Annotated in this window: 20 protein-coding genes; 6 read left to right on the top strand and 14 right to left on the bottom strand. The window is 74.0% G+C overall.

Annotation, left to right across the window (positions count from 1 at the left end):
* The first annotated feature begins 142 nt into the window (after positions 1–142).
* Positions 143–1,399, top strand: coding sequence for a hypothetical protein (locus ACWGSR_RS26335; protein WP_453569540.1), 1,257 nt, complete (start codon positions 143–145; stop codon positions 1,397–1,399).
* Between the two features lie 68 nt (positions 1,400–1,467).
* Positions 1,468–2,082 (top strand): pyridoxamine 5'-phosphate oxidase family protein, encoded by a 615-nt coding sequence (locus tag ACWGSR_RS26330; protein ID WP_376238841.1) that lies wholly within the window; start codon positions 1,468–1,470, stop codon positions 2,080–2,082.
* Positions 2,083–2,290: 208 nt separating this feature from the next.
* On the opposite strand, the gene ACWGSR_RS26325 is transcribed toward ACWGSR_RS26330, so the two are convergent.
* From ACWGSR_RS26325 to argC, 5 genes are all read right to left on the bottom strand, one after another.
* The gene (locus tag ACWGSR_RS26325) at positions 2,291–2,821 is read right to left on the bottom strand and encodes an arginine repressor (protein WP_030214728.1); all 531 of its coding nucleotides are present in this window, start codon (positions 2,819–2,821) and stop codon (positions 2,291–2,293) included.
* A 7-nt stretch (positions 2,822–2,828) separates the two neighbouring features.
* The gene (locus ACWGSR_RS26320; RefSeq protein ID WP_376238844.1) at positions 2,829–4,076 is read right to left on the bottom strand and encodes an acetylornithine transaminase; all 1,248 of its coding nucleotides are present in this window, start codon (positions 4,074–4,076) and stop codon (positions 2,829–2,831) included.
* Positions 4,076–4,987, bottom strand: a complete 912-nt coding sequence (gene argB, locus ACWGSR_RS26315) for an acetylglutamate kinase (protein ID WP_376238847.1) — start codon at positions 4,985–4,987, stop codon at positions 4,076–4,078. Before argB ends, ACWGSR_RS26320 begins: the two co-directional genes overlap by 1 nt.
* On the bottom strand, positions 4,984–6,150 hold the full coding sequence (gene argJ, locus ACWGSR_RS26310) for a bifunctional glutamate N-acetyltransferase/amino-acid acetyltransferase ArgJ (protein WP_453569536.1): 1,167 nt from the start codon (positions 6,148–6,150) through the stop codon (positions 4,984–4,986). The genes argB and argJ overlap by 4 nt, the downstream gene beginning before the upstream one ends.
* 88 nt (positions 6,151–6,238) lie before the next feature.
* The gene (argC, locus tag ACWGSR_RS26305; protein ID WP_376238853.1) at positions 6,239–7,267 is read right to left on the bottom strand and encodes an N-acetyl-gamma-glutamyl-phosphate reductase; all 1,029 of its coding nucleotides are present in this window, start codon (positions 7,265–7,267) and stop codon (positions 6,239–6,241) included.
* A gap of 190 nt (positions 7,268–7,457) precedes the next feature.
* Between argC and argG the strand changes: the two genes are divergently transcribed.
* Complete coding sequence (gene argG / locus ACWGSR_RS26300; RefSeq protein ID WP_366377550.1) at positions 7,458–8,903, top strand: argininosuccinate synthase; 1,446 nt, start codon at positions 7,458–7,460, stop codon at positions 8,901–8,903.
* Between the two features lie 292 nt (positions 8,904–9,195).
* Here the strand turns inward: argG and ACWGSR_RS26295 are convergent, their stop codons facing one another.
* The 6 genes from ACWGSR_RS26295 to ACWGSR_RS26270 all read right to left on the bottom strand — a co-directional run bounded on the left by ACWGSR_RS26295 (position 9,196) and on the right by ACWGSR_RS26270 (position 14,807).
* Positions 9,196–9,624, bottom strand: coding sequence for a MerR family transcriptional regulator (locus tag ACWGSR_RS26295; RefSeq protein WP_453569531.1), 429 nt, complete (start codon positions 9,622–9,624; stop codon positions 9,196–9,198).
* Between the two features lie 40 nt (positions 9,625–9,664).
* Positions 9,665–10,684: a zinc-binding dehydrogenase gene (locus ACWGSR_RS26290; protein ID WP_453569529.1), complete on the bottom strand. Its 1,020-nt coding sequence runs from the start codon at positions 10,682–10,684 to the stop codon at positions 9,665–9,667.
* Positions 10,685–10,837: 153 nt separating this feature from the next.
* Positions 10,838–11,998: a methyltransferase gene (locus tag ACWGSR_RS26285; protein ID WP_453569526.1), complete on the bottom strand. Its 1,161-nt coding sequence runs from the start codon at positions 11,996–11,998 to the stop codon at positions 10,838–10,840.
* Between the two features lie 173 nt (positions 11,999–12,171).
* Positions 12,172–12,747, bottom strand: a complete 576-nt coding sequence (locus tag ACWGSR_RS26280) for a histidine phosphatase family protein (RefSeq protein WP_432087691.1) — start codon at positions 12,745–12,747, stop codon at positions 12,172–12,174.
* 68 nt (positions 12,748–12,815) lie between these two features.
* Positions 12,816–13,268, bottom strand: coding sequence for a GNAT family N-acetyltransferase (locus ACWGSR_RS26275; RefSeq protein ID WP_453569523.1), 453 nt, complete (start codon positions 13,266–13,268; stop codon positions 12,816–12,818).
* A gap of 102 nt (positions 13,269–13,370) precedes the next feature.
* Entirely contained in the window at positions 13,371–14,807 is a 1,437-nt protein-coding gene (locus ACWGSR_RS26270) for an aminotransferase-like domain-containing protein (RefSeq protein ID WP_453569520.1), read from the bottom strand.
* A 319-nt stretch (positions 14,808–15,126) separates the two neighbouring features.
* Here ACWGSR_RS26270 and ACWGSR_RS26265 point away from each other — a divergent pair, with 319 nt between their 5' ends.
* Together ACWGSR_RS26265 and ACWGSR_RS26260 are read left to right on the top strand one after the other, a co-directional pair.
* Positions 15,127–15,966, top strand: a complete 840-nt coding sequence (locus ACWGSR_RS26265; protein WP_376238943.1) for a DMT family transporter — start codon at positions 15,127–15,129, stop codon at positions 15,964–15,966.
* 108 nt (positions 15,967–16,074) lie between these two features.
* The gene (locus ACWGSR_RS26260; protein ID WP_121829032.1) at positions 16,075–16,278 is read left to right on the top strand and encodes a DUF1918 domain-containing protein; all 204 of its coding nucleotides are present in this window, start codon (positions 16,075–16,077) and stop codon (positions 16,276–16,278) included.
* A gap of 7 nt (positions 16,279–16,285) precedes the next feature.
* Here ACWGSR_RS26260 and ACWGSR_RS26255 read toward each other — a convergent pair whose 3' ends face one another.
* The gene (locus ACWGSR_RS26255; protein WP_453569517.1) at positions 16,286–17,590 is read right to left on the bottom strand and encodes a glycoside hydrolase family 10 protein; all 1,305 of its coding nucleotides are present in this window, start codon (positions 17,588–17,590) and stop codon (positions 16,286–16,288) included.
* Between the two features lie 171 nt (positions 17,591–17,761).
* Between ACWGSR_RS26255 and ACWGSR_RS26250 the strand changes: the two genes are divergently transcribed.
* The gene (locus ACWGSR_RS26250; RefSeq protein ID WP_376238876.1) at positions 17,762–18,622 is read left to right on the top strand and encodes a 3-hydroxybutyryl-CoA dehydrogenase; all 861 of its coding nucleotides are present in this window, start codon (positions 17,762–17,764) and stop codon (positions 18,620–18,622) included.
* Positions 18,623–18,723: 101 nt separating this feature from the next.
* Here the strand turns inward: ACWGSR_RS26250 and ACWGSR_RS26245 are convergent, their stop codons facing one another.
* Positions 18,724–19,254: an NUDIX hydrolase gene (locus ACWGSR_RS26245; protein ID WP_053649196.1), complete on the bottom strand. Its 531-nt coding sequence runs from the start codon at positions 19,252–19,254 to the stop codon at positions 18,724–18,726.
* Positions 19,255–19,509: 255 nt separating this feature from the next.
* Positions 19,510–20,850, bottom strand: a complete 1,341-nt coding sequence (locus ACWGSR_RS26240; RefSeq protein WP_376238879.1) for a transcriptional regulator — start codon at positions 20,848–20,850, stop codon at positions 19,510–19,512.
* Between the last annotated feature and the right edge of the window lie 329 nt (positions 20,851–21,179).

The following is a 21,179-nucleotide window of genomic DNA, read 5'->3' as shown; positions in this document are numbered from 1 at the left end:
GACCCGGGCCTCGCGGTGGGACAGGAGAAGACGATGGCATAACTATGCAATCCTCCGTATGTTTTGTCAACGCGCGGCGGCGGGTGCGCCACCGGCCCGATATTCGGCGGCGCCCCCGGCCTCGCGGACCTAGGCTCCGCCCATGCCGACCAGCGCTTTCGACGACCTCGCCCGCGCCCTGACGGGGGCCGACGCGGGCGCGTGGAGCGACTTCGACGAGAACGTCCGGGCCGAGCTGCGGTGGGGCCGCTCCGTCCCGCCCGTCCGCACCTGGTTCCCCGGCGACCCGGACCGGCGGCCCACCGCCGTCGAGACGGCCGTCGCCCTGTGCGGTCCGGACGGGCGGGCGCGGGAGGCCGCCCTCTCCTTCGCGCGCGGTCTCCCCGAGCTCCTGCCCCTGGTCGTCGTCCGGTGCGCCGACTGGGCCGGGCCCGTACGGGAGCGGGCGCGGTCCGTGCTGCGCGCGGAGCTGCCGGGACTGCCGCCCGAGGCGTTCGGCGGCCTCCTGGCGGTCGCCCTGCTGACCGGCGGACGCCTCCGCGGGGACGCCGCGCGGACGCTGCTGACCGGGACCCTGCGGGAGGGGCCCGAAAGCCGGGTCGCCGCGCTGCTCGGGAGCGGCGACCGCGGGGTCCGGCGACTGGCCCACCGGATCGGCGTCGAGCGCGGGCTCCTCACCCCCGACCGGCTCGCGGAGACCGCCGCCGCCGACCCCGACGCGGTCGTCCAGGACCTCTGCGCGAACGCGGTGCTCGCGACGGTCCGAGACGCGGCCGACGGGGCCCTCCTCGCCCCGCTCCTGCGCTCCCGGCAGGGCCGGGTGCGGGCCGCCGGGGTCACGGGACTGCGCCGGGCCGGGCGGGCCGCCGAGGCCGGGCCCTTCCTGTACGACCGCTCGGCGTCGGTGCGCGCCTGCGCCCGCTGGGTGCTGCGGCAGACGGGCACGGAACCGCTGCCGCTCTACCGGGCGGCCTGCGCCACCGGGGACGGGGTGCCCGACGACGCGCCGCTCGGGCTCGCCGAGTGCGGCGACCGGGCCGTGGACGTCCCGGCCCTGTGGGCGCTCACGGGACACGAGCGGCCCCGCGTACGGGCGAGCGCCGTGGCGGGACTGCGCCGGCTCGACGCCGTACGGGTCGACCCCCTCGTACCCCTGCTGGACGACGGTTCGGCGCGGGTCGTGCGGGAGACCGTGACGGCTCTGCTGCCGTGGGCCGACCGGCTTCCGGCCGACGCGCTCCTCCGGCGCGCGACCGCCGGTCCCGTCCCGCACGTGCGGAAGGGCGCGCTGCGGCTGCTCGCCGAGACCGGTGGCGCCGCGTTCCGGGAGGCGGCCCGGGTGCTCGCCGACGACCCGGACCCGAAGCTGCGCGCCCGGGCGCGCCGGGCGGGGGCATGAGCGCCTTCTTTCGCAAGGGAGTCGCCAAGGCATCGCTCCGGGTAGGGGCGCTGAGCAGAATGTGGGACATGGGAAAGACATACGAACGTATCGACGGACGCCTGCGCACCTTCATCGAGCGGCAGCCGGTCTTCTTCACCGCGACCGCTCCCCTGGCCGGTGACGGGCACGTCAACCTCTCCCCCAAGGGGCGGCACGGCACCCTCGTGGTGCTCGACGAACTGACCCTCGCCTACGTGGACTTCGGCGGCAGCACCGCCGAGACGCTGGCGCACCTGCGGGAGCCCGGCAACGGGCGGATCACCCTGATGTGGACCGCGTTCTCGGGGCCGCCGACGGTGGTCCGGGTGCACGGGACCGGGGAGGTGGTGCTCCGTGACGACCCGCGCTGGAGCGAACTGTTCGCGCGGTTCCCGGCCGAGGCCGTGGAGGGGCAGGGCAGCGCCCGGGCGATCGTCCTGGTGCGGGCGCGGCGGATCAGCGACTCCTGCGGGTTCGCCGTCCCGCTGATGGAGTACCGGGAGGACCGGACGCTGCACGCCGAGTACTTCAACCGGAAGACGGACGAGGAGTTCGCCACGTACTGCGAGGGCAAGGAGCACATCGCGAGCAGCCTGGACGGGCTGCCCGCCCTGCCGCTGCCGCTCCCGCCGCTGCCGGTGCCCACCGGCACGGCCGGGTAGACCCGTACGGGTCCTCACGGCGGGCGGCGGGTGCGGGCCGGGTCCGCGCCCGCACCTGAACGGGCGCGGGGCGACGGCCGGTTGCGTCTCCGTGCCGGCGGACGCGGTGTGGGCGGTTACCGGCCGGGCCGATCCGGCCCGCCGGCCGCGCGTCGCCGTCGGAACGCGGGGCGGTCCGACGGCGATCACGGGCCACTGAGGCCGGGGGCTACTTCTGGGCCAGCTTCAGGAGGTGGTCGGCCAGTGCCTGACCGCCCACCGGGTCGCGGCTGATCAGCAGGAGGGTGTCGTCGCCCGCGATCGTGCCGAGGATGGCGTGCAGTTCGGCCTGGTCGATGGCCGACGCGAGGAACTGGGCGGCGCCCGGCGGGGTCCGCAGGACCACCAGGTTCGCGGAGGCCTCGGCGGAGATCAGCAGTTCGCCGGAGAGGCGCCGCATGCGCTCCTCCTTGGCTGACTCGCCGAGCGGGGCCTGCGGGGTGCGGAAGCCGCCCTCGCTGGGGACCGCGTAGATCAGCTCGCCGCCGGTGTTGCGGATCTTCACCGCGCCCAGCTCGTCGAGGTCGCGGGAGAGCGTCGCCTGTGTGACGCTCAGCCCGTCGTCCGCCAGGAGCTTGGCGAGCTGGCTCTGCGAGCGCACCGGCTGCCGGTTGAGGATGTCGACGATCCTGCGGTGGCGTGCGGTGCGGGTCTGCGGAACGGACGGCCCTCCGTGCTCGTTCTCCTGCGCGTCGGTCATCGTCGTCTCATTCTCCGCTTCGTCCTTGCCCGTTCACCACGTCGAGGACTCCGGGCAGCGCCCGGACGAAGGCGTCCGCCTCGGCGTCGGTGAGGAGCAGCGAAGGCATGATCCGTACGACATCGGGGGCGGGCGCGTTCACCAGGAGGCCGGCGTCCTGAGCCGCCTGCTGCACCTGGGGCGCGAGGGACTCCGTGAGCACGATACCCAGCAGGAGGCCCGCGCCACGGACGTGGGAGACCAGTGGGTGGCCCAGGGCCTCGATTCCCTGCCGCAGCCGCTCGCCGACCGCCTTCACGTGGTCGAGGGCCGCGTCGGCGGCGAGGGTGTCCAGGACGGCGAGTCCGGCGGCGCAGGCGACCGGGTTGCCGCCGAAGGTGGTGCCGTGGTGGCCGGGGCCGAAGAGGTCGGCGGCCGGGCCGAAGGCGACGGTCGCGCCGATCGGGAGGCCGCCGCCGAGGCCCTTGGCGAGGGTGACGACGTCCGCCTCGACGCCTTCCGCCTGGGCCGCGAACCAGTGGCCGCAGCGGCCGATGCCGGTCTGGACCTCGTCGAGGACGAGCAGGGTGCCGGTGGCGCGGGTGATCTCCCGGGCGGCCTTCAGATAGCCGGGCGGCGGGACGACGACGCCGTTCTCGCCCTGGATCGGCTCGATGACGACGAGGGCGGTGTCCTCGGTGACCGCGGCCCGCAGCGCCTCGGCGTCGCCGTACGGCACGTGGGTGACGTCGCCGGGCAGCGGCAGGAAGGGGGTCTGCTTGGCGGGCTGGCCGGTGAGGGCCAGGGAGCCCATGGTCCGGCCGTGGAAGCCGCCCTGGGTGGCGACCATGTGGGGGCGGCCGGTGAGCCGGCCGATCTTGAAGGCGCCCTCGACGGCCTCGGCGCCCGAGTTGCAGAAGAAGACCCTGCCGGGCCGGCCGAAGAGCCCGAGGAGCCGCTCGGCGAGGGCCACGGGAGGTTCGGCGACGAAGAGGTTGGAGACGTGGCCGAGGGTCCCGACCTGCCGGGAGACGGCCTCGACGACCGCCGGGTGGGCGTGGCCGAGGGCGTTGACGGCGATGCCGCCGACGAAGTCCAGGTACTCCTTGCCGTCGGCGTCCCAGACCCTGGCGCCCTCACCGCGGACGAGGGGCAGCCGGGGCGTGCCGTAGTTGTTCATGAGCGAGCCCTGCCACCGGCGGGTGAGCTCCGCGTTGCCGGTGCCGTCGCCGCTGCCGGCGTTGTCGTTGGTGTCGGTGCTGTCGTTGGCGCTCATCAGTCCCCCAGTCCGTTCCGGTCGTCGGGTACGACCATCGTGCCGATGCCCTCGTCGGTGAAGATCTCCAGGAGGATCGAGTGCGGGACCCGGCCGTCGATCACGCGGGCCGTGGTGACCCCGTTCCGCACGGCGTGCAGGCAGCCCTCCATCTTGGGGACCATGCCGCTGGAGAGCTCGGGCAGCAGCTTCTCCAGCTGGTTCGCGGTGAGCCTGCTGATGACCTCGTCGCTGTTCGGCCAGTCCTCGTAGAGGCCCTCGACGTCGGTCAGGACCATCAGGGTCTCGGCACCCAGCGCCGCAGCGAGTGCCGCAGCCGCCGTATCAGCATTGACGTTGTAGACATGTCCGTCGTCCTGGGAGCGTGCGATGGAGGAGATGACCGGGATCCGGCCGTCGTCCAGGAGTGCTTCGATGGCGCCGGTCTCGATGGCGGTGATCTCGCCGACCCGGCCGATGTCGACCTGCTCGCCCTCGATGAGCGGCCGGTGCTGCGTGGCGGTGATGGTGCGGGCGTCCTCGCCGGTCATGCCGACGGCGAACGGGCCGTGCTGGTTGAGCAGCCCGACCAGCTCGCGCTGGACCTGCCCGGCGAGCACCATCCGCACGACGTCCATCGCCTCGGGGGTGGTGACCCGGAGGCCGGCCTTGAACTCGCTGACCAGGCCGTGCCGGTCGAGGGCGGCGTTGATCTGGGGGCCGCCGCCGTGCACCACGACCGGCTTGAGGCCGGCGTGGCGCAGGAAGACGACGTCCTGGGCGAAGGCCGCCTTGAGGTCCTCGTCGACCATGGCGTTGCCGCCGAACTTGATGACGACGGTCTTGCCGTGGTGGCGGGTGAGCCAGGGCAGCGCCTCGATGAGGATCTGGGCCTTGGGGAGCGCGGTGTGCTTCCGCGTGGCTCCGGTCACGACGAGTACGCGCTGTTCTCGTGGACGTAGTCCGCGGTGAGGTCGTTCGCCCAGATGACGGCGGACTCGGTGCCGGCGGCGAGGTCGGCGGTGATCGTGACCTCCCGGTAGCGCATGTCGACGAGGTCGCGGTCCTCGCCGACGGAGCCGTTCCGGCAGACCCAGACGCCGTTGATGGCGACGTTGAGCCCGTCGGGCTCGAAGGCGGCCGACGTGGTGCCGATGGCGGAGAGCACCCGGCCCCAGTTGGGGTCCTCGCCGTGGATGGCGCACTTGAGGAGGTTGTTGCGGGCGATGGAGCGGCCCACCTCGACGGCGTCGTCCTCGGTCGCGGCGTTGACCACCTCGATGCGGATGTCCTTGCTGGCGCCCTCGGCGTCGCCGATGAGCTGGCGGGCGAGGTCGTCGCAGACGGCCCGTACGGCCCCGGTGAACTCCTCCTGGGCCGGGGTGAGGCCGGAGGCGCCGGAGGCGAGGAGCAGGACGGTGTCGTTGGTGGACATGCAGCCGTCGGAGTCGACCCGGTCGAAGGTGACGCGGGTGGCGCCCCGGAGGGCGTCGTCGAGGCCCTTGGCGTCCACGTCGGCGTCGGTGGTGAGGACGACGAGCATGGTGGCGAGGCCGGGGGCGAGCATGCCGGCGCCCTTGGCCATGCCGCCGACCGTCCAGCCGTCCTTGGTCACCACGGCGGTCTTGTGGACGGTGTCGGTGGTCTTGATGGCGATGGCGGCCTTCTCGCCGCCGTGCTCGGAGAGTTCGGCCGCGGCCTTCTCGACGCCGGGGAGCAGCTTGTCCATGGGGAGCAGGATGCCGATGAGGCCGGTGGAGGCGACGGCGACCTCGCCGGCGCCGACCTCCTCGCCCTTCGCGGAGAGGACCTCCGCGACCTTCTCGGCGGTGGCGTGGGTGTCCTGGAAGCCCTGGGGGCCGGTGCAGGCGTTGGCGCCGCCGGAGTTGAGGACGACGGCCGTCAGTTCGCCGTCGGCGAGGACCTGCTGGGACCAGACGACGGGGGCGGCCTTGACGCGGTTGGAGGTGAAGACTCCCGCGGCGGCGCGGCGGGGCCCGGTGTTGACCACGAGGGCCAGGTCCGGGTTGCCGTTCTGCTTGATCCCGGCGGCGATGCCCGCCGCCGTGAATCCCTTCGCTGCGGTGACGCTCACTGTGCTTCTCCGTTCGCTTCTCCGCCCGCACGGCGCAGAGGCGCGGGCTTCGTCGTCGTCTGCCGACCGGCGGCTGTGCGTGCGTCGCTCACGGAGCGACTCCCATCGTGGAAAGTCCGGTGTCCTCGGGGAGCCCGAGGGCGATGTTCATGCTCTGCACCGCGCCGCCGGCGGTGCCCTTGGTCAGGTTGTCGATGGCGCTGATCGCGATGATCCTGTTCGCGCCCGGATCGTACGCGACCTGTACCTGAACGGCGTTGGAGCCGTAGACGGACGCGGTCGCCGGCCACTGTCCCTCGGGGAGCAGGTGGACGAACGGCTCGTCCGCGAAGGCCTTCTCGTACGCGGCCCGTACGGCCTCGGCGGTGACGCCCGGCTTCGCGGCGGCCGTGCAGGTGGCGAGGATGCCGCGGGGCATCGGGGCCAGGGTGGGCGTGAAGGAGACGGTGACCCGCTCCCCCGCCGGTCCGCTGAGGTTCTGGATCATCTCGGGGGTGTGGCGGTGGCCGCCGCCGACCCCGTACGGGGACATGCTGCCCATGACCTCGCTGCCGAGCAGGTGCGGCTTGGCGGCCTTGCCGGCGCCGGAGGTGCCGGAGGCGGCGACGATCACCGCCTCGGGCTCGGCGAGGCCGTCCGCGTACGCCGGGAAGAGCGCGAGCGAGACGGCGGTGGGGTAGCAGCCGGGCACCGCGACGCGCCTGGACCCTTCGAGGGCGGCACGGGCGCCCGGCAGTTCGGGGAGGCCGTAGGGCCAGGTCCCGGCGTGCGGGGAGCCGTAGTACGTCTCCCAGTCGGCCGGGTCCTCCAGCCGGAAGTCGGCGCCCATGTCGACGACGAGGACGTCCGGTCCGAGCTGCTCGGCGACGGCGGCGGACTGGCCGTGCGGCAGCGCGAGGAAGACGACGTCGTGCCCGGCGAGCTCCTCGGCGGCGGTGGGCACGAGGACGCGGTCGGCGAGCGGGAGCAGGTGGGGCTGGAGGGCCCCGAGTCGCTGACCGGCGTTGGAGTGGCCGGTCAGGGCCCCGATCTCGACGTGGGGGTGCGCCAGGAGCAGACGCAGGAGCTCTCCGCCCGCGTATCCGCTCGCGCCCGCCACTGCTACTCGTACCGTCATCGGAACCCTCCTCATGGATGGCATGACTATACGCAAGGCCGCAGTTTTATGCAACGAGCCGCCGGAGGGCGCGCCCGTGGGCGGCGAATCACGACGGGAGCCCCCTGGGGCCCCCTCCCCCGGGAGTCCCTTTTCGCGGACTTTCCCGACCCTCTTTGCATGATCATGCGCAATGATGCATACTCTTCCCATGTCCAAGGTCCTCACCTCCCTGCCCGCCGGCGAGCGCGTCGGCATCGCCTTCTCCGGCGGCCTCGACACCTCCGTCGCGGTCGCATGGATGCGCGACAAGGGCGCCATCCCCTGCACCTACACCGCCGACATCGGCCAGTACGACGAGCCCGACATCGCCTCGGTGCCCGGTCGCGCGAAGACCTACGGTGCCGAGATCGCGCGCCTGGTCGACTGCCGGGCGGCGCTGGTCGAGGAGGGGCTCGCCGCGCTCACCTGCGGCGCGTTCCACATCCGCTCGGGCGGCCGCGCCTACTTCAACACCACTCCCCTGGGCCGCGCCGTCACCGGCACCCTCCTGGTCCGGGCGATGCTGGAGGACGACGTCCAGATCTGGGGCGACGGCTCGACCTTCAAGGGCAACGACATCGAGCGGTTCTACCGCTACGGCCTGCTCGCCAACCCCCACCTGCGGATCTACAAGCCGTGGCTGGACACCGACTTCGTGACCGAGCTCGGCGGCCGCAAGGAGATGTCGGAGTGGCTCCTCGCCCACGACCTCCCCTACCGCGACAGCACGGAGAAGGCGTACTCCACCGACGCCAACATCTGGGGCGCCACCCACGAGGCCAAGACCCTGGAGCACCTGGACACGGGCGTGGAGACCGTGGAGCCGATCATGGGCGTCCGGTTCTGGGACCCGTCGGTCGAGATCGCCGCCGAGGACGTGACGATCGGCTTCGACCAGGGCCGCCCGGTCACGATCGACGGCAAGGAGTTCGCCTCCCCCGTCGACCTGGTGATGGAGGCCAACGCCATCGGCGGCCGCCACGGCATGGGCATGTCGGACCAGATCGAGAACCGGATCATCGAGGCCAAGAGCCGCGGCATCTACGAGGCCCCCGGCATGGCCCTGCTGCACGCCGCCTACGAGCGCCTGGTCAACGCGATCCACAACGAGGACACCCTCGCCCAGTACCACAACGAGGGCCGTCGCCTCGGCCGGCTCATGTACGAGGGCCGGTGGCTCGACCCGCAGGCCCTGATGGTCCGCGAGTCGCTCCAGCGCTGGGTCGGTGCGGCCGTCACCGGCGAGGTGACGCTGCGGCTGCGGCGCGGCGAGGACTACTCGATCCTCGACACCACGGGCCCGGCGTTCAGCTACCACCCGGACAAGCTTTCCATGGAGCGCACCGAGGACTCGGCCTTCGGCCCGGCGGACCGGATCGGCCAGCTCACCATGCGGAACCTCGACATCGCCGACTCCCGCGCCAAGCTGGAGCAGTACGCGGGCCTCGGCCTGATCGGCAGCGGCGGTCCGGCCATCGGCGCCGCGCAGGCCGCCGCGACCGGGCTGATCGGCAGCATGCCGGAGGGCGGGGCCGAGGCCATTGCCTCGCGCGGCGAGTCCTCGGACGAGGACGAGCTGCTCGACCGGGCCGCGATGGAGTTCGGCACGGACTGACGCGCGGGCCGTCGGGCGACGGCTCGTCAGCGGCGAAAGGCCGGTTCGGCACCCCGGGTGCCGGGCCGGCCTTTTCGCCGAGCGGCCCGGAGGCGGTGTGCGGGCGGCCTTTTCGCGAGCCTCGTGGACTCGGTACGGGCGGTTCCCTGCGCGAGCCTTCAGGACTCGACGCGGGTCGTCCTTGCACCAGCCTCCAGGACTCGACGCGGGCGGTCCTTGCACGAGCCTCCAGGATTCGACACGGGCGGTCCTTGCACGAGCCCCCAGGACTCGACGCGGGCCGTACGGCGGATCAGGCCGTCACTCCGCCGGGCGGGGCCGTCGTTTCCTCCTGGCTCCGGCCGCCGCCCCGCGGCCCGGCCGCGCGGGAGGCCAGTTCGTCGCGCATCCGGGTCAGCCGGGCGATCTCCTCGTCGAGGGCCGCGATCCGGCGGTCCACGACCGGGGAGGTCCGCGCGCAGACCCCCTCCGGCACCCGCCGGGAGCGGATCGCCTCCACGTCGAGGAGGGAGAGGCGGTCGACGCAGGCGCGGACGTCCTCGATCGTCAGGCCGAGGGCGAGGAGTTCGCGCACCACGCGCACGCGTGCCACGTCGTCCGGCCCGTACTCCCGCTGGCCGGCCGGGGTGCGGACGGGAGGCGGCAGGAGGCCCCGCTGCTCGTACAGGCGCAGGGCCCTGGGCGTGGTCCCCGCCGCCGCCGCCGCGTCGCCGATCCGCATGCCGACCGTCCTCCGCGGTGGCCCCGGTCGGCCACCTCCGTCAGGGCAACTCGACCACGACCGCGCCGAGATGCCGTCCCGTCATCACCTCGTGCAACGCCTCGGCGGCCCGTTCCATGCCCGCCACCCCGACGTACGGGAAGGTGATCTCCCCGGTGCGGAGCCAGCCGCCGAAGCGCTCCCGCCACTCGGCGTCCGTCTCCGGGTGGTCGAGCGGGCTGAAGCCGCGCAGCGAGATCCGCTTGAGGACGAGCGCGTACGAATCGAGCTCCACGCGCGCGGTGGCGCCGGTTCCGACGGGGTCGAGCTGGCCGGAGAGGGCGCCGACGAGGACGGCGCGGGCGCCGGGGCGGGCCGCGTCGACGGCCGCGCGCAGCTGCTCGCCGCCGACGTTGTCGAAGACCACGTCGACGCCGTCGGGCGCCGCCTCGGCGAGCTGCGCGGCGAAGGGCGCGCCAGCGTCCCGCACGACGGCCGCGTCGTAGCCGAGTTCGGCGACGAGCCGCTCGGCCTTGGCCGGTGAGCCGGTGGTGCCGACGACCCGGCCCGCGCCGAGGAGCCGGGCGATCTGCCCGGCCATCGTGCCGACGGCGCCCGCTCCGCCGGTCACCAGGACCGTGTCGCCGGGGCGCACCTCCGCGCCCCGGGTGAGGGCGGCGTACGCGGTCCTGCCCTGGGAGAGGTGGGCGACCGGGTCGGGCAGCGCGTCGCCGAGGGGCGCGCAGGCGGTGACGGGGACGGCGGCGTACTCGCGCCAGCCCTGCCAGTGGAAGACCAGTTCCCCGGGGCGCGGACCGCTGCCGGGCGGGGCGGACACGACCTCGCCGACGGTCGCGCCGAACAGCGTGTCGCCCGGCTCGACGGACGGAAGGGGCGCGCCCTCGATCCGGCCGGAGATGAGGGTCCGCAGTGCGGCCTGGACCGCGAACCAGCGGTTCCTGACGAGGAGTTCGCCGGGCGCGGGTACGGGGAGCGCGGTCGTGACGAGTTCGAGGTGGTCCGGGGTCGGGAGGCCGTGGGCGGGGCGGGTGCGCAGCCGGATCTCGCGGTGGGTGGCCATGGCGTGCTCCAGGAGGAGGGCGGGCGGGTCGGCGGGACCGTAAACCCTGACCCGCGCGTCAGGGGCAAGTCCGCCCGCCGGGTGCCGCCTCCGGGGGTCGCCTCCGGGGGTCGCCTCCCAGGGCGTTTTCGACCCTGATCCGCCGGACGGACCCTAGGAGCGGACCGCGCGCAGGACCACGAACTTCGGGTCGCTCGCGACCAGTTCGCTGTTGCCGAAGATCCGGCGGAGGGTGACGTGGTAGCCGAGGTGCCGGTTGCCGACGACCCAGAGTTCGCCGCCGGGGCGCAGGGCGCGCCGGGCGTCGGCGAACATGCGGCGGGCGGTGCGGTCGGTGGTGGCCTGGTGGCTGTGGAACGGCGGGTTGTTGAGCACCAGGTCCACCGAGCCGGGGGCCAGCTCCGCGAGTCCGTCGCCGACGAGGAACCCGGCCGTGCGCCCGTCGCCCGCGTGGGCGCGGAAGTTCTCCTCGGCCGAGGCGACGGCCTGGTACGACTCGTCGGTGAAGACCAGTTCCGCCTCGGGTTCGGCGAGGGCGACCGCGAGGCCCACCACGCCGTTGCCGCAGCCGAGGTCCGCGACGCGGGCCCGGCCGAGGCCGCGGGGCAGGTGCGCGAGGAGGAAGCGGGTGCCGATGTCGAGGCGGTCGGCGCAGAAGACGCCGGCGTGGTTGGTGACGGTCCGCCCGGGGAGGCCGGGCGCGGGGGCGTCGGCCGGGAGGGCGTACCGGTGCGGCCAGGGGTTCGGGCCCGGGGCGGCGGCGGGGTCGGGGGTGGTGTGGATCAGCCGGGCCTTCTTCACCGCGAGGGAGGTGCGGGTGGGGCCGAGGATCCGCTCGAAGAGCTTCAGCGTGGAGGTGTGGATCTCCTTGACCATGCCGGTGCCGACGACGACGGTGCCCTCGTGGACGGCGGGCGCGAGGCGGTGCAGCTGGTCCTCCAGGAGCGCGAGGCTCTTGGGGACGCGGACGAGGAGGACGTCGATCCGCTCGGGCGGCGGGTCCTGGGTGGTGAGCAGCCGGACGGCGTCCGGGGCGGCGCCGGCGCGGGCGAGGTTGGTGCGGGTGGCCCGCCCGCCGAGGTACGAGTCGGTGATCTGGACGAGTGCGCCGGGGCCCGCGGCCTGGAGGGCGGTGACGAGGGCCCCCCAGCGGTCGCCGAGGACGGCGACGGTGCCGGAGAGGTCGGTGCCGGTCTCGGCCAGGTGCCCCAGGAGGTACTCGTCGGACGCGTCCCAGGCGCGCAGCGGGTCGCGCGGGTCCTCGGGGTGGCGGGTCAGCGCGAAGGCGCCCCATGACGTGCTCAAACGGTTCATCGTGGGTTCAGGCTAGCCGGTCACGGAGCCGGGCCGTCCCGGTCGCGGTCGCGGAGCCGGGACCGGGCCCCCTGTCCCGGTCGCGGGGCCGGGCCACCCCCGCCCCGGGCACAGGGCCGCCCCCGTCCCGGTCACGGGACCGCGCCGTCCCCCGTCCCGGTCGCGCGGGCCGGTCAGCGCAGGGCCGCGCCGAGCTGGAGGTGCCAGAGGCCGGGGCGGCCGGTGAGGGTGACGGTGGAGAGGGGGCGGACGTCGACGTTCCAGTACGTGGCGGGCGGCGCCTTCAGGGCGTACACGAGGGCGGCCCGTACGACCGAAGGCTCGGCGACGGCGACGATGGCGCCGTCCTCGGCGGGTCGGGTGTCGAGCCAGTTCCCTATCCGGGTGATGAAGGCGAGGAGCGGTTCGCCTCCGTGCGGGGCGGTGCGGGCGTCGGTGAGCCAGGCGTCGACGGCGACCGGGTCGAGGGCGGCGACCTCGGCGAGGGTCAGACCGCGCCAGCGGCCCATGTCGCAGTCGCGCAGCGCGGGCTGGGCGAGGGGCGCGTAGCCGAGGGCGGTGCCGGTGGCGCGGCTGCGCGGGGTCGGGGAGCAGTAGCGCAGTTCGGCCGCGCCGAGCGGGATGAGCGCGGGCGCGGCCTGCTGCACCTCGTACCAGCCGGCCTCGTCGAGCGGCCGGTCGTCGTCGAACCGTTCGGCGAGGAGGGAGGAGCTGCGTCCCGCCGTGACGAGCGTCACACGAAGACTCATGGCCGCGATCGTGAGGCCGGTGGCGCCGCTGGTCAAGGGGTCGTTTCGAGGGGCGGAGGGGGTCCGCCTCACTGCCGCCCGAGAGCCATCCACTTGTCCGGATTTTGCAGTGGCGCGAAACCCACCTTCTCGTACACGCCGTGCGCGTCGGCGGTGGCGAGCATGATGCGGCTCAGCCCGTGCGGCTCCAGGAGGTCCCGGACGGCGGTGACGAGCGCGGTGCCGAGGCCGGTGCCCCGGGCCGAACGGTCGACGTAGACGTCGCAGAGCCAGGCGAAGGTGGCGTAGTCCGTGACGACGCGCGCGTAGGCGCTCATCTCGCCGGTCTCGCGGTGGTAGGCGCCGAGGTTGAGCGAGCCGGCGATGGCCCGGTCCTGCTTCTCCCGAGGTCGGCCCCGGGCCCAGTAGGAGTCGGTGGAGATCCAGTGGTGGACGCGGGCGGCGTCGATCCGGGCGGGGTCGGACGAGATCTCGTACGCCCCGTGCATGACGGGGTCCTTCGGGAGGCTGCTGTCGGTCATGGGCGCAGGCTTCCAGGAGTACGGGCTCTTGTCAGGCGGATTTGCCGGGAGCCCTTGCGGGACCGGGACCGGGCGGAGCGTCCGGGCGGCCCGGTCCCGGGGTCAGCCGGTGAGCTCGTCCACCGCCGTCCGCAGACGGCGCACGCCCTCCGCGATCTCCGTGGGGCCCGCGACACCCGCGAAACTCAGCCGGATGTGGCCGGCGGGCGGTTCGGCGCAGAAGTAGGGGCGGCCGGGGGCCGCGGCGACCCCGGTGCGCAGGGCGGTGGCGTGGAGGGAGGCCTCGGGCAGGGCGTCGGGGAGGCGCAGCCAGAGGTGGTAGCCGCCGTGGGGCACGTGGGGCAGGGCGAGTTCGGGGAGGTGGCGGGCGAGGGCGCCGGTCATGGCGTCCCGGCGGCTCCTGAGCTCCTGGGAGACGGCGCGGAGGTGGCGGGGCCAGGCCGGGGAGCCGACGAGTTCGAGCGCGGCCTCCTGGAGGGGCCGGGGGACGAAGAAGCTGTCGACGACCTGGATGGCGCGCAGCCGTTCCAGGACGGGGCCGCGGGCGGCGAGGGCGCCGACGCGGAGGCTGGGCGAGGTGGGCTTGGTGAGGGAGCGGACGTGGACGACGACGCCGTCCGGGTCCTGCGCGGCGAGGGGTTCGGGGAGCGGCGGGGCGTCCTCGTGGACGAGGAGGCGGGCGAAGTCGTCCTCGACGACGAAGGCCCCGGCGGCGCGGGCGATCCGGACGACCTCCCGGCGCCGGTCCGGTCCGAGGACGGCCCCCGTCGGGTTCTGGAAGAGCGGCTGGCAGACGAGGACGCGGGCGCCGGTGGCGCGGAAGGCGGCCTCGAGGAGTTCGGGGCGGACTCCCCCGGCGTCGGCGGGGACGGGGACGGGGCGGAGTCCGGCGGCGCGGGCGACGGCGAGCATGCCCGGGTAGGTGGGCGACTCGACGAGGACGGGGGTGCCGGGCGGGGCGAGGGCGCGCAGGGCGGTGGTGATCGCGGACTGGCCGCCGGCGGTGACGAGGACCTCGGCCGCGGTGACGCCGCCGCCGATCTCCCGGGCGAACCACTCGCGCAGCTCGGGCAGGCCGTCGACGGGCGGCCGGCCCCAGGCGCCGGGGCGGCGGCCGGCCCGGGCGAGGGCGGCGGCGAGGGCCCGCTCGGGCTGGAGGGAGGGGTGGAGGTAGCCGCCGTTGAACTCGATCACGCCGGGCGGCGGGGCGGAGAGGGTGACGAGGACGCCGGAGGCGTCGACGGCCCGGGGCACGAGTTCGGTGGCGGTGTCGGCGCTGAGGGCGACCTCCTGCCAGGAGGTGTCCCCGGTGACCGGGTCGGCGGTGCGGGGCTCCGCGCGGAAGGCTCCGGCGCCGGGGCGGGTGACGACGAGCCCCTCGGCGGCGAGCCGGGCGAGGGCGCGGGTGACGGTGACCGGAGAGACGCGGTGGCGCTCGACGAGCACACGACTCGACGGCAGCTTTCCACCAGGAGAGTAGCGGTCGAGCTCCGCCCGCAGGATGTTCACCAGTTCCGTGACACTGCTACGCTCATACATGAGGACACACGATAGCGCTACTACCTCCACCGCAATAGCGGTCACCGCCCCGGAGAGCACACCAGGCGCCCGTACCGCCGACGCCGGCACCGGGCGTACGGCCGCCCCCTCCGGCGCCGACGCCGGACATACAGGCGCCCGCCGGACCTCCCGGGCCGACGCCGGACACGCGACCGCCCCCTCCCGCGCGACCGCCCGCCGGACCCCCCGGGCCGACGCCGGACATACGGCCGCCCGCGAGGCCTCCGCGTCCGGTTCCCCGGCCGGGACCGTCGCCCCGGCCCGGACCCCCGCCTCCGATCCCCGGGCCCGCGGCACGCTGCTCGCCGGGCTCGGCGTCGTGGCGTTCTCGCTCACCTTCCCGTCGACCGTCTGGGGCCTGGAGAGCTTCGGCCCCTGGTCGCTCGTGGCCGTGCGGTCCACCCTCGCCGCGCTCGTCGCCGGGGTCTTCCTGCTCGTCGGCCGGGTGCCGCTGCCGGAGCGGCGCCACTGGGCGGGGCTCGCGGTGGTCGGCGGCGGGGTCGTCGTCGGCTTCCCGCTCCTGACCAGCCTGGCCCTGCAGACCTCCACCACCTCCCACGCCGCCGTGGTGGTGGGCCTCCTGCCGCTCACCACGGCGGCCTTCGCGGCCCTGCGGACGGGCCGGCGCCCCTCCCGCACCTTCTGGATCGCGGCCGTCTCCGGCGCCGTGGTGGTGCTCGGCTTCACGCTCGGGGAGAGCGGCGGGTCGCTGTCCACCGGCGACCTGTACCTCTTCGGGGCGCTGCTCGTGTGCGCGGCCGGCTACACCGAGGGCGGCCGGCTCGCCGCGCTGATGCCGGGCTGGCAGGTGATCGGCTGGGCCCTGATCCTGTGCCTGCCGCTGATGCTGGCCGCCTCGGCCGTCGCCCTGTCCCTGGAGCCGGTCCACCTCAACGCCCACGGCGTCGTCGGCCTGCTGTGGGTCGCCCTCGGCTCGACCTTCTTCGGCCTGTACGTCTGGTACCGGGGCATGGCCGCGATCGGCATCCCGAAGGCCAGCCAGCTCCAGCTCGCCCAGCCGCTCCTCACCCTCGTCTGGTCGGTCACCCTGCTCGGCGAGACCCTGTCGCCGGCCGCCCCCGTCGCGGCGGTCGCGGTCCTGGTCTGCATCGCGGTCACCCAGCGGTCGAAGTCGTGACCGGGGAGGTCCGGCGCGACGGGACCGGGTGACGCGGGTCACAATGGCAGACAGAGGCCCTGAGCAGCGAAGAACCGGCACGGGCCGAATCGCGAGGAGGTCACCCCGATGCAGGCGAGCGTGGGCGACAAACTGCTGGTGCACGGACGGACCGTCGGCCACCACGACCGCACGGCCGAGGTCCTTCAGGTACTGGGGGAGAACGGCACTCCCCCGTACCGCGTGAAGTTCGACGACGACGGACACGAGGCCCTGATGTCGCCCGGCCCCGACACCGTCGTGCGTCACCATCCGGAGGCGGGGACCGGCTGAGAGGCCGTCACCCCGGCGGGCGGACCCTGGTCGGGTAGTGGTCGGCCACCACGGCGGCCATCGCCCCGATCCGGTCCCGCGCGACCTCCTTCGCCGAGAAGAAGCAGTGGCCGCCGACCCCGGCGTACCCCTTGGCCAGTTCCAGATGGCGCGAGAGCTCCCCCGGGTCCTGCCAGGCGGCCGGCTGGGCGGGGTCGCCCGCCTTGTGGAGCGCCTCGCCGACGTAGAGGCCGACGCCGGTGCCCCGCACCGTCTCGTCCCACCAGGGCAGCAGCTCGGCGTAGTCCGCCGCGGCCAGGCCGATGTGCCAGTAGAGCTGCGGCACGACGTGGTCGATCCAGCCCTCCCGCACCCACTTCCGGGTGTCGGCGTACAGGTCGTCGTAGGTCTGGACGCCCGCGGTGGTGTCCGAGCCCTCCGGGTCGGTGGCGGCGTTCCGCCAGACCCCGAAGGGGCTCACGCCGAAGGCCACGTCCGGCTTGGCCTCCTTGATCCGGGCGGACATCTCGGAGACCAGCAGATCGGTGTTGTGCCGCCGCCAGGACGCCTTGTCGGGGAAGCCGCCGCCGTGGCGCGCGTACGTCTCGTCGTCGGCGAAGGCCTGCCCGGCGACCGGGTACGGGTAGAAGTAGTCGTCCCAGTGCACGGCGTCGACGTCGTAGCGGCGCACCGCGTCCAGCATGGCGTCCTGGACGAAGCGCCGGACCTCGGGAAGCCCCGGGTCGTAGTAGAGCTTCCCGCCGTAGGGCAGCACCCACTCCGGGTGCCGCCGCGCCGGGTGGGAGGCGGCGAGCCGGGCCGGATCGGTGTGGTTCGCCACCCGGTACGGGTTGAACCAGGCGTGCAGCTGGAGGTCCCGCGCGTGGGCCTCGGCGACGGCCGTGCCCAGCGGGTCCCAGCCGGGGGCGCGGCCCTGGGTGCCGGTGAGGCACTCGGCCCACGGCTCGTACGGCGAGGGCCACAGGGCGTCGGCGGTCGGCCGGACCTGGAGGACCACGGCGTTGAGGCGCCGCTCGGCCGCCGTGTCGAGGTGGACGAGGAGCTCGGAGCGCTGCTGCCCGGCGGTCAGGCCGGGCCGGGAGGGCCAGTCGATGTTGTTGACCGTCGCCATCCACATGCCGCGGAACTCCCGGCGGCGGTACGGCCTGCCCCGCGCCCGGCTCCCGGTCCCGGGCGCCGCGCCCGCCTCCGCGGGCCCCCGGTCCGCGGCGGAAGGCCTCCCGGCCTCCGCCGCCGCCCCTGTCGTTCCCGTCACGGCGAACACCGCTCCGGTGGCTCCAGCCACGAACCCTCTTCTCCCGATAGGCCGCACTTGTACCCCTCCTCTGTCGGATACGTCACACTCACCGGGAGAGCATGCCCACGCCCCGGGCGATCGATCATCGGTTAATGAGCGGTAACGTCGTGGGATCGAGGCGGACGCACCGGAATCGCACGGACCCGCCGCCGGCAGAAGAGCGAAAGGCACGAGGTGACGGACTCCATGGCCGACATTGAGCGCGTCGGAGTGGTCGGCTGCGGCCAGATGGGCGCGGGCATCGCGGAGGTGTGCGCCCGGAGCGGCCTTGAGGTGAAGGTCGCCGAGACCACCGGCGAGGCGCTGGAGATCGGCCGCACGCGGCTCTACAACTCGCTGGCGAAGGCCGCCGAACGCGGCAAGATCAGCGAGGAGGAGCGGGACTCGACGCTCGCGCGCCTCAGCTTCACCACCGACCTGGGCGAGTTCGCCGACCGCGACCTCGTCATCGAGGCCGTGGTGGAGAACGAGCAGGTCAAGACCGAGATCTTCCAGATCCTCGACCAGGTGATGACCCGGCCTGACGCCATCCTGGCCTCGAACACCTCCTCCATCCCGCTGGTGAAGCTGGCCGTGGCGACCTCCCGCCCCGACCAGGTCATCGGCATCCACTTCTTCAACCCGGCCCCGGTGCAGAAGCTCGTCGAGCTGATCCCGGCCCTCACCACCTCCGAGGGCACGATCAGCCGGGCCCAGGCCTTCGCCGAGAAGACGCTCGGCAAGCACGCGATCCGCGCCCAGGACCGCTCCGGCTTCGTGGTGAACGCGCTGCTCGTGCCGTACCTGCTCTCCGCGATCCGGATGTTCGAGTCGGGCATCGCGAGCCGCGAGGACATCGACAACGGCATGGAGTTCGGCTGCGCCCACCCGATGGGCCCGCTGAAGCTGTCCGACCTGATCGGCCTGGACACGATCGCCTCGATCGCCGACTCGATGTACGCGGAGTTCAAGGAGCCGCTGTACGCCGCTCCCCCGCTGCTCCAGCGCATGGTGGACGCGGGCCGGCTCGGCCGGAAGACGGGCTCGGGCTTCTACCCGTACCCCTGACACCCGCCCTCACAGACCACTCTCCGCACCACCCGGACGGCCCGTACACCCGCACAGGTACGGGCCGTCCGGCCTTTCCCCGGCTCCTTGCCGCCCCCGGCTCAGCCGAGGCGCAGGTGGTGGAGCATCAGCAGCCCGGCGGCCATGTTGGCGGCCGGGACCTCGCCCCGGGCGATCATGTCGGGAATCTGCTTCAGCGGGATCCAGGCCCGCCGCGAGGACTCGAACGCGTCCTCGGGCGGCCCGGTGTAGGTGGCCCGCTCCGCCCAGTAGAGGTGGTGGCGGGCGTCGGTGAGGCCGTTGGACGGCTCGACGGTGAGGAGGTGGCGCAGCGGCCCCGGCCGCCAGCCGGTCTCCTCCTCCATCTCGCGGGCGGCGGCGGACTCGACGTCCTCGCCGTCCTCGACCACGCCGGCGGCCAGTTCCCAGCCCCAGCTGTCGGTGATGAAGCGGTGGCGCCAGAGCATCAGGACTTCGTCGGCCTCGTTGACGGCGGTCGCGACGGCGACCGGACGGAGCCGGATCAGATAGTGGTCCAGGTGGCGGCCGTCCGGGAGTTCGACGTCCGCGAGGTTCACTCGGAACCAACGGTTCTCATAGACAGAGCGTTCGCTCAGTTTCGTCCACTGCACGTTCTTGCCACCTTCCGACTGATCGGTGCTTGTTCGGTGGCAATATCGCAGCAGCGGAAGAATCGAAGGGGATCAGAGGAGATCGGATAGGACCGAAGGCGATCGGAAAAGGCCAGAACAGGCCAGAGGCCAGGAGCCGGGATCAGAAGCCGGAGGCCAGGGGCCCAGAAGCCAGAGGTCAGAGGCCAGGGCCCAGAAGCCAGAGGCCAGAGGCCAGAGGCCAGAGGTCAGAGGTCAGAGGTCAGAAGTCAGAAGTCAGAGCGGAACGCGCAGCGCCCCGTCGATGAGGGCCGCCGCCTCCCGCGCGTCCTCCGCGCCGCTCGCGAGCAGGCGCTCCCGCACCTCCCGCAGCCGGTCCCGCAGCCGTCGCGAGTCCATCCCGCGCGCCAGCTCCGTCATCTCCACGGCCGTGTGCGCCGCCCCGTCGGCCTCCCCCCGCCGGAGCTGGACCTGGCACAGCATGGCGAGCCGGTGCACCCGGCCCCGGTCGTGCGAGGGCGCCCCGACCGCCGCCGAGGCGTGCTCGTGGGCCGCCGGGAGGTCGCCCAGACCGAGCAGGGCCTCCGCGATCTGCACGTTGACGAGCCCCGGCTGCACGTAACCCGTCTCGGCCGGCTCCTCGCCCGGACTGATCCGCTCCGCCGCCGCCTCGGCCCGCCGGATGCAGGCGAGCGCGGTCGCGCGGTCGCCCAGGTGCGCGTACGCCTTCGCCTGCATCGCCGTCAGGTCGGCGGCGAGCGCCGGGGTGATGTGGGGTCCGGACGCCCGCAGCGCCGCCTCGGCGAACGCCACCGCCTGCCGGTGCTCCCCCGTGAACAGCGACTGGTTGACCAGGAGCGCGATCACGTACGCGCCGAGCCCCCGGTCCCCGCTCGCCTTCGCGAGCCGCAGCGCCTGGTGGAAGTAGCGCTGGGCCAGGCCGTGCGCGTCGGCGTCGTAGGCGCAGATCCCGGCCACCGCCACCAGGCCGCCGGCGGCGCGGTGCAGCCGCCGCCCGAGGGCGTCGCCGTACGTGCCCCGGAGCAGCGGCGCCGTCTCGGCGGTGAGGAAGCCGACGATCCTGGCCCGGGTCGCGATGCCCCCGGCCTTGCGGTACATCTGCTCGTAGTGGGACCGGGCGGCGACCAGGACGGCGATGTCGGCGGCCGAGACCGCGGTCCGGCCGGTGCGGGAGACGTCCGTGTCCTCCGGCGGGTTCTCCCACTCCCACACGGGGATCACCGCGGGGGTGCCGGTCAGGGCGGGGGCGGTGACGACGTGCGAACGCTGCTGCTCGTCGGAGCGCCAGAGGGCGGCCGCCCGCTCGACGAAGCCGGAGAGCGGCGAACCGGACGCCGGGACCGGGCCGCCCGGCACCCCGAGGCCGATGTCGTCCAGGGTCACCTGCCGGTGCAGCCGGGCGGCGAGCACCTCGCAGATCAGGTCGGGCACCTGGCCGCGCGGCCGCTGGCCCTTCAACCAGCGGGCCACGGCGGTGTGTTCGTAGCGCAGGGTGAGTCCCCTGGCCCGGCCGGCCCGGTTCACCCGGGTGGCGAGGCCGGCGTGCGAGACGCCCGCTTCGTCGAGCAGGGCGTCGAGCAAGGTGTTGGGCTGCATGGCCGCTCCGGTCCGCTCGGTGAACTCAGCGTAGCGGTGGCCGATTTCGTATGGGGCGAAGTGGCGCGGAGTGGCCCCGTACGAGGGGAATCGCGTGCACGAGGTGTACGCGCGGAGGGTCGCGGAGGTCTCCCCGAGGATTTCGCACGGGGTGTGAACGAAGCACCCGTTCTCACGGCCCGCGCGCTCTGCCGCGCCCGTCCCGGCCCCGGTTGACTGTGCTTCTCGCCGCACGGCGACGACCGGGCCGCCGGCTCCCCCTCGTACAGTGCGGCCGCCCGGTCCGCGTCGCCCGCCCCGCTGATCTGCCCGACACTCCGTGGCGGGGC

The sequence above is a fragment of the Streptomyces sp. NPDC055632 genome (genome assembly GCF_053618675.1).
Note: the sequence above shows the minus strand (reverse complement) of the source record. Positions and strands in the feature narration are given on the sequence as shown.

Excerpts from the sequence above, each read along its gene's own strand:
- ACWGSR_RS26260 (WP_121829032.1), top strand. The coding sequence starts at position 16,075 with ATGCAGGCGAGCGTGGGCGACAAACTGCTGGTGCACGGACGGACCGTC.
- ACWGSR_RS26250 (WP_376238876.1), top strand. The coding sequence starts at position 17,762 with ATGGCCGACATTGAGCGCGTCGGAGTGGTCGGCTGCGGCCAGATGGGC.
- ACWGSR_RS26290 (WP_453569529.1), bottom strand. The coding sequence starts at position 10,684 with ATGGCCACCCACCGCGAGATCCGGCTGCGCACCCGCCCCGCCCACGGC.
- ACWGSR_RS26295 (WP_453569531.1), bottom strand. The coding sequence starts at position 9,624 with ATGCGGATCGGCGACGCGGCGGCGGCGGCGGGGACCACGCCCAGGGCC.
- ACWGSR_RS26280 (WP_432087691.1), bottom strand. The coding sequence starts at position 12,747 with ATGAGTCTTCGTGTGACGCTCGTCACGGCGGGACGCAGCTCCTCCCTC.
- ACWGSR_RS26275 (WP_453569523.1), bottom strand. The coding sequence starts at position 13,268 with ATGACCGACAGCAGCCTCCCGAAGGACCCCGTCATGCACGGGGCGTAC.
- ACWGSR_RS26285 (WP_453569526.1), bottom strand. The coding sequence starts at position 11,998 with ATGAACCGTTTGAGCACGTCATGGGGCGCCTTCGCGCTGACCCGCCAC.
- ACWGSR_RS26325 (WP_030214728.1), bottom strand. The coding sequence starts at position 2,821 with ATGACCGACGCGCAGGAGAACGAGCACGGAGGGCCGTCCGTTCCGCAG.
- ACWGSR_RS26270 (WP_453569520.1), bottom strand. The coding sequence starts at position 14,807 with ATGTATGAGCGTAGCAGTGTCACGGAACTGGTGAACATCCTGCGGGCG.
- ACWGSR_RS26240 (WP_376238879.1), bottom strand. The coding sequence starts at position 20,850 with ATGCAGCCCAACACCTTGCTCGACGCCCTGCTCGACGAAGCGGGCGTC.
- ACWGSR_RS26335 (WP_453569540.1), top strand. The coding sequence starts at position 143 with ATGCCGACCAGCGCTTTCGACGACCTCGCCCGCGCCCTGACGGGGGCC.
- ACWGSR_RS26330 (WP_376238841.1), top strand. The coding sequence starts at position 1,468 with ATGGGAAAGACATACGAACGTATCGACGGACGCCTGCGCACCTTCATC.
- argC (WP_376238853.1), bottom strand. The coding sequence starts at position 7,267 with ATGACGGTACGAGTAGCAGTGGCGGGCGCGAGCGGATACGCGGGCGGA.
- argG (WP_366377550.1), top strand. The coding sequence starts at position 7,458 with ATGTCCAAGGTCCTCACCTCCCTGCCCGCCGGCGAGCGCGTCGGCATC.
- ACWGSR_RS26320 (WP_376238844.1), bottom strand. The coding sequence starts at position 4,076 with ATGAGCGCCAACGACAGCACCGACACCAACGACAACGCCGGCAGCGGC.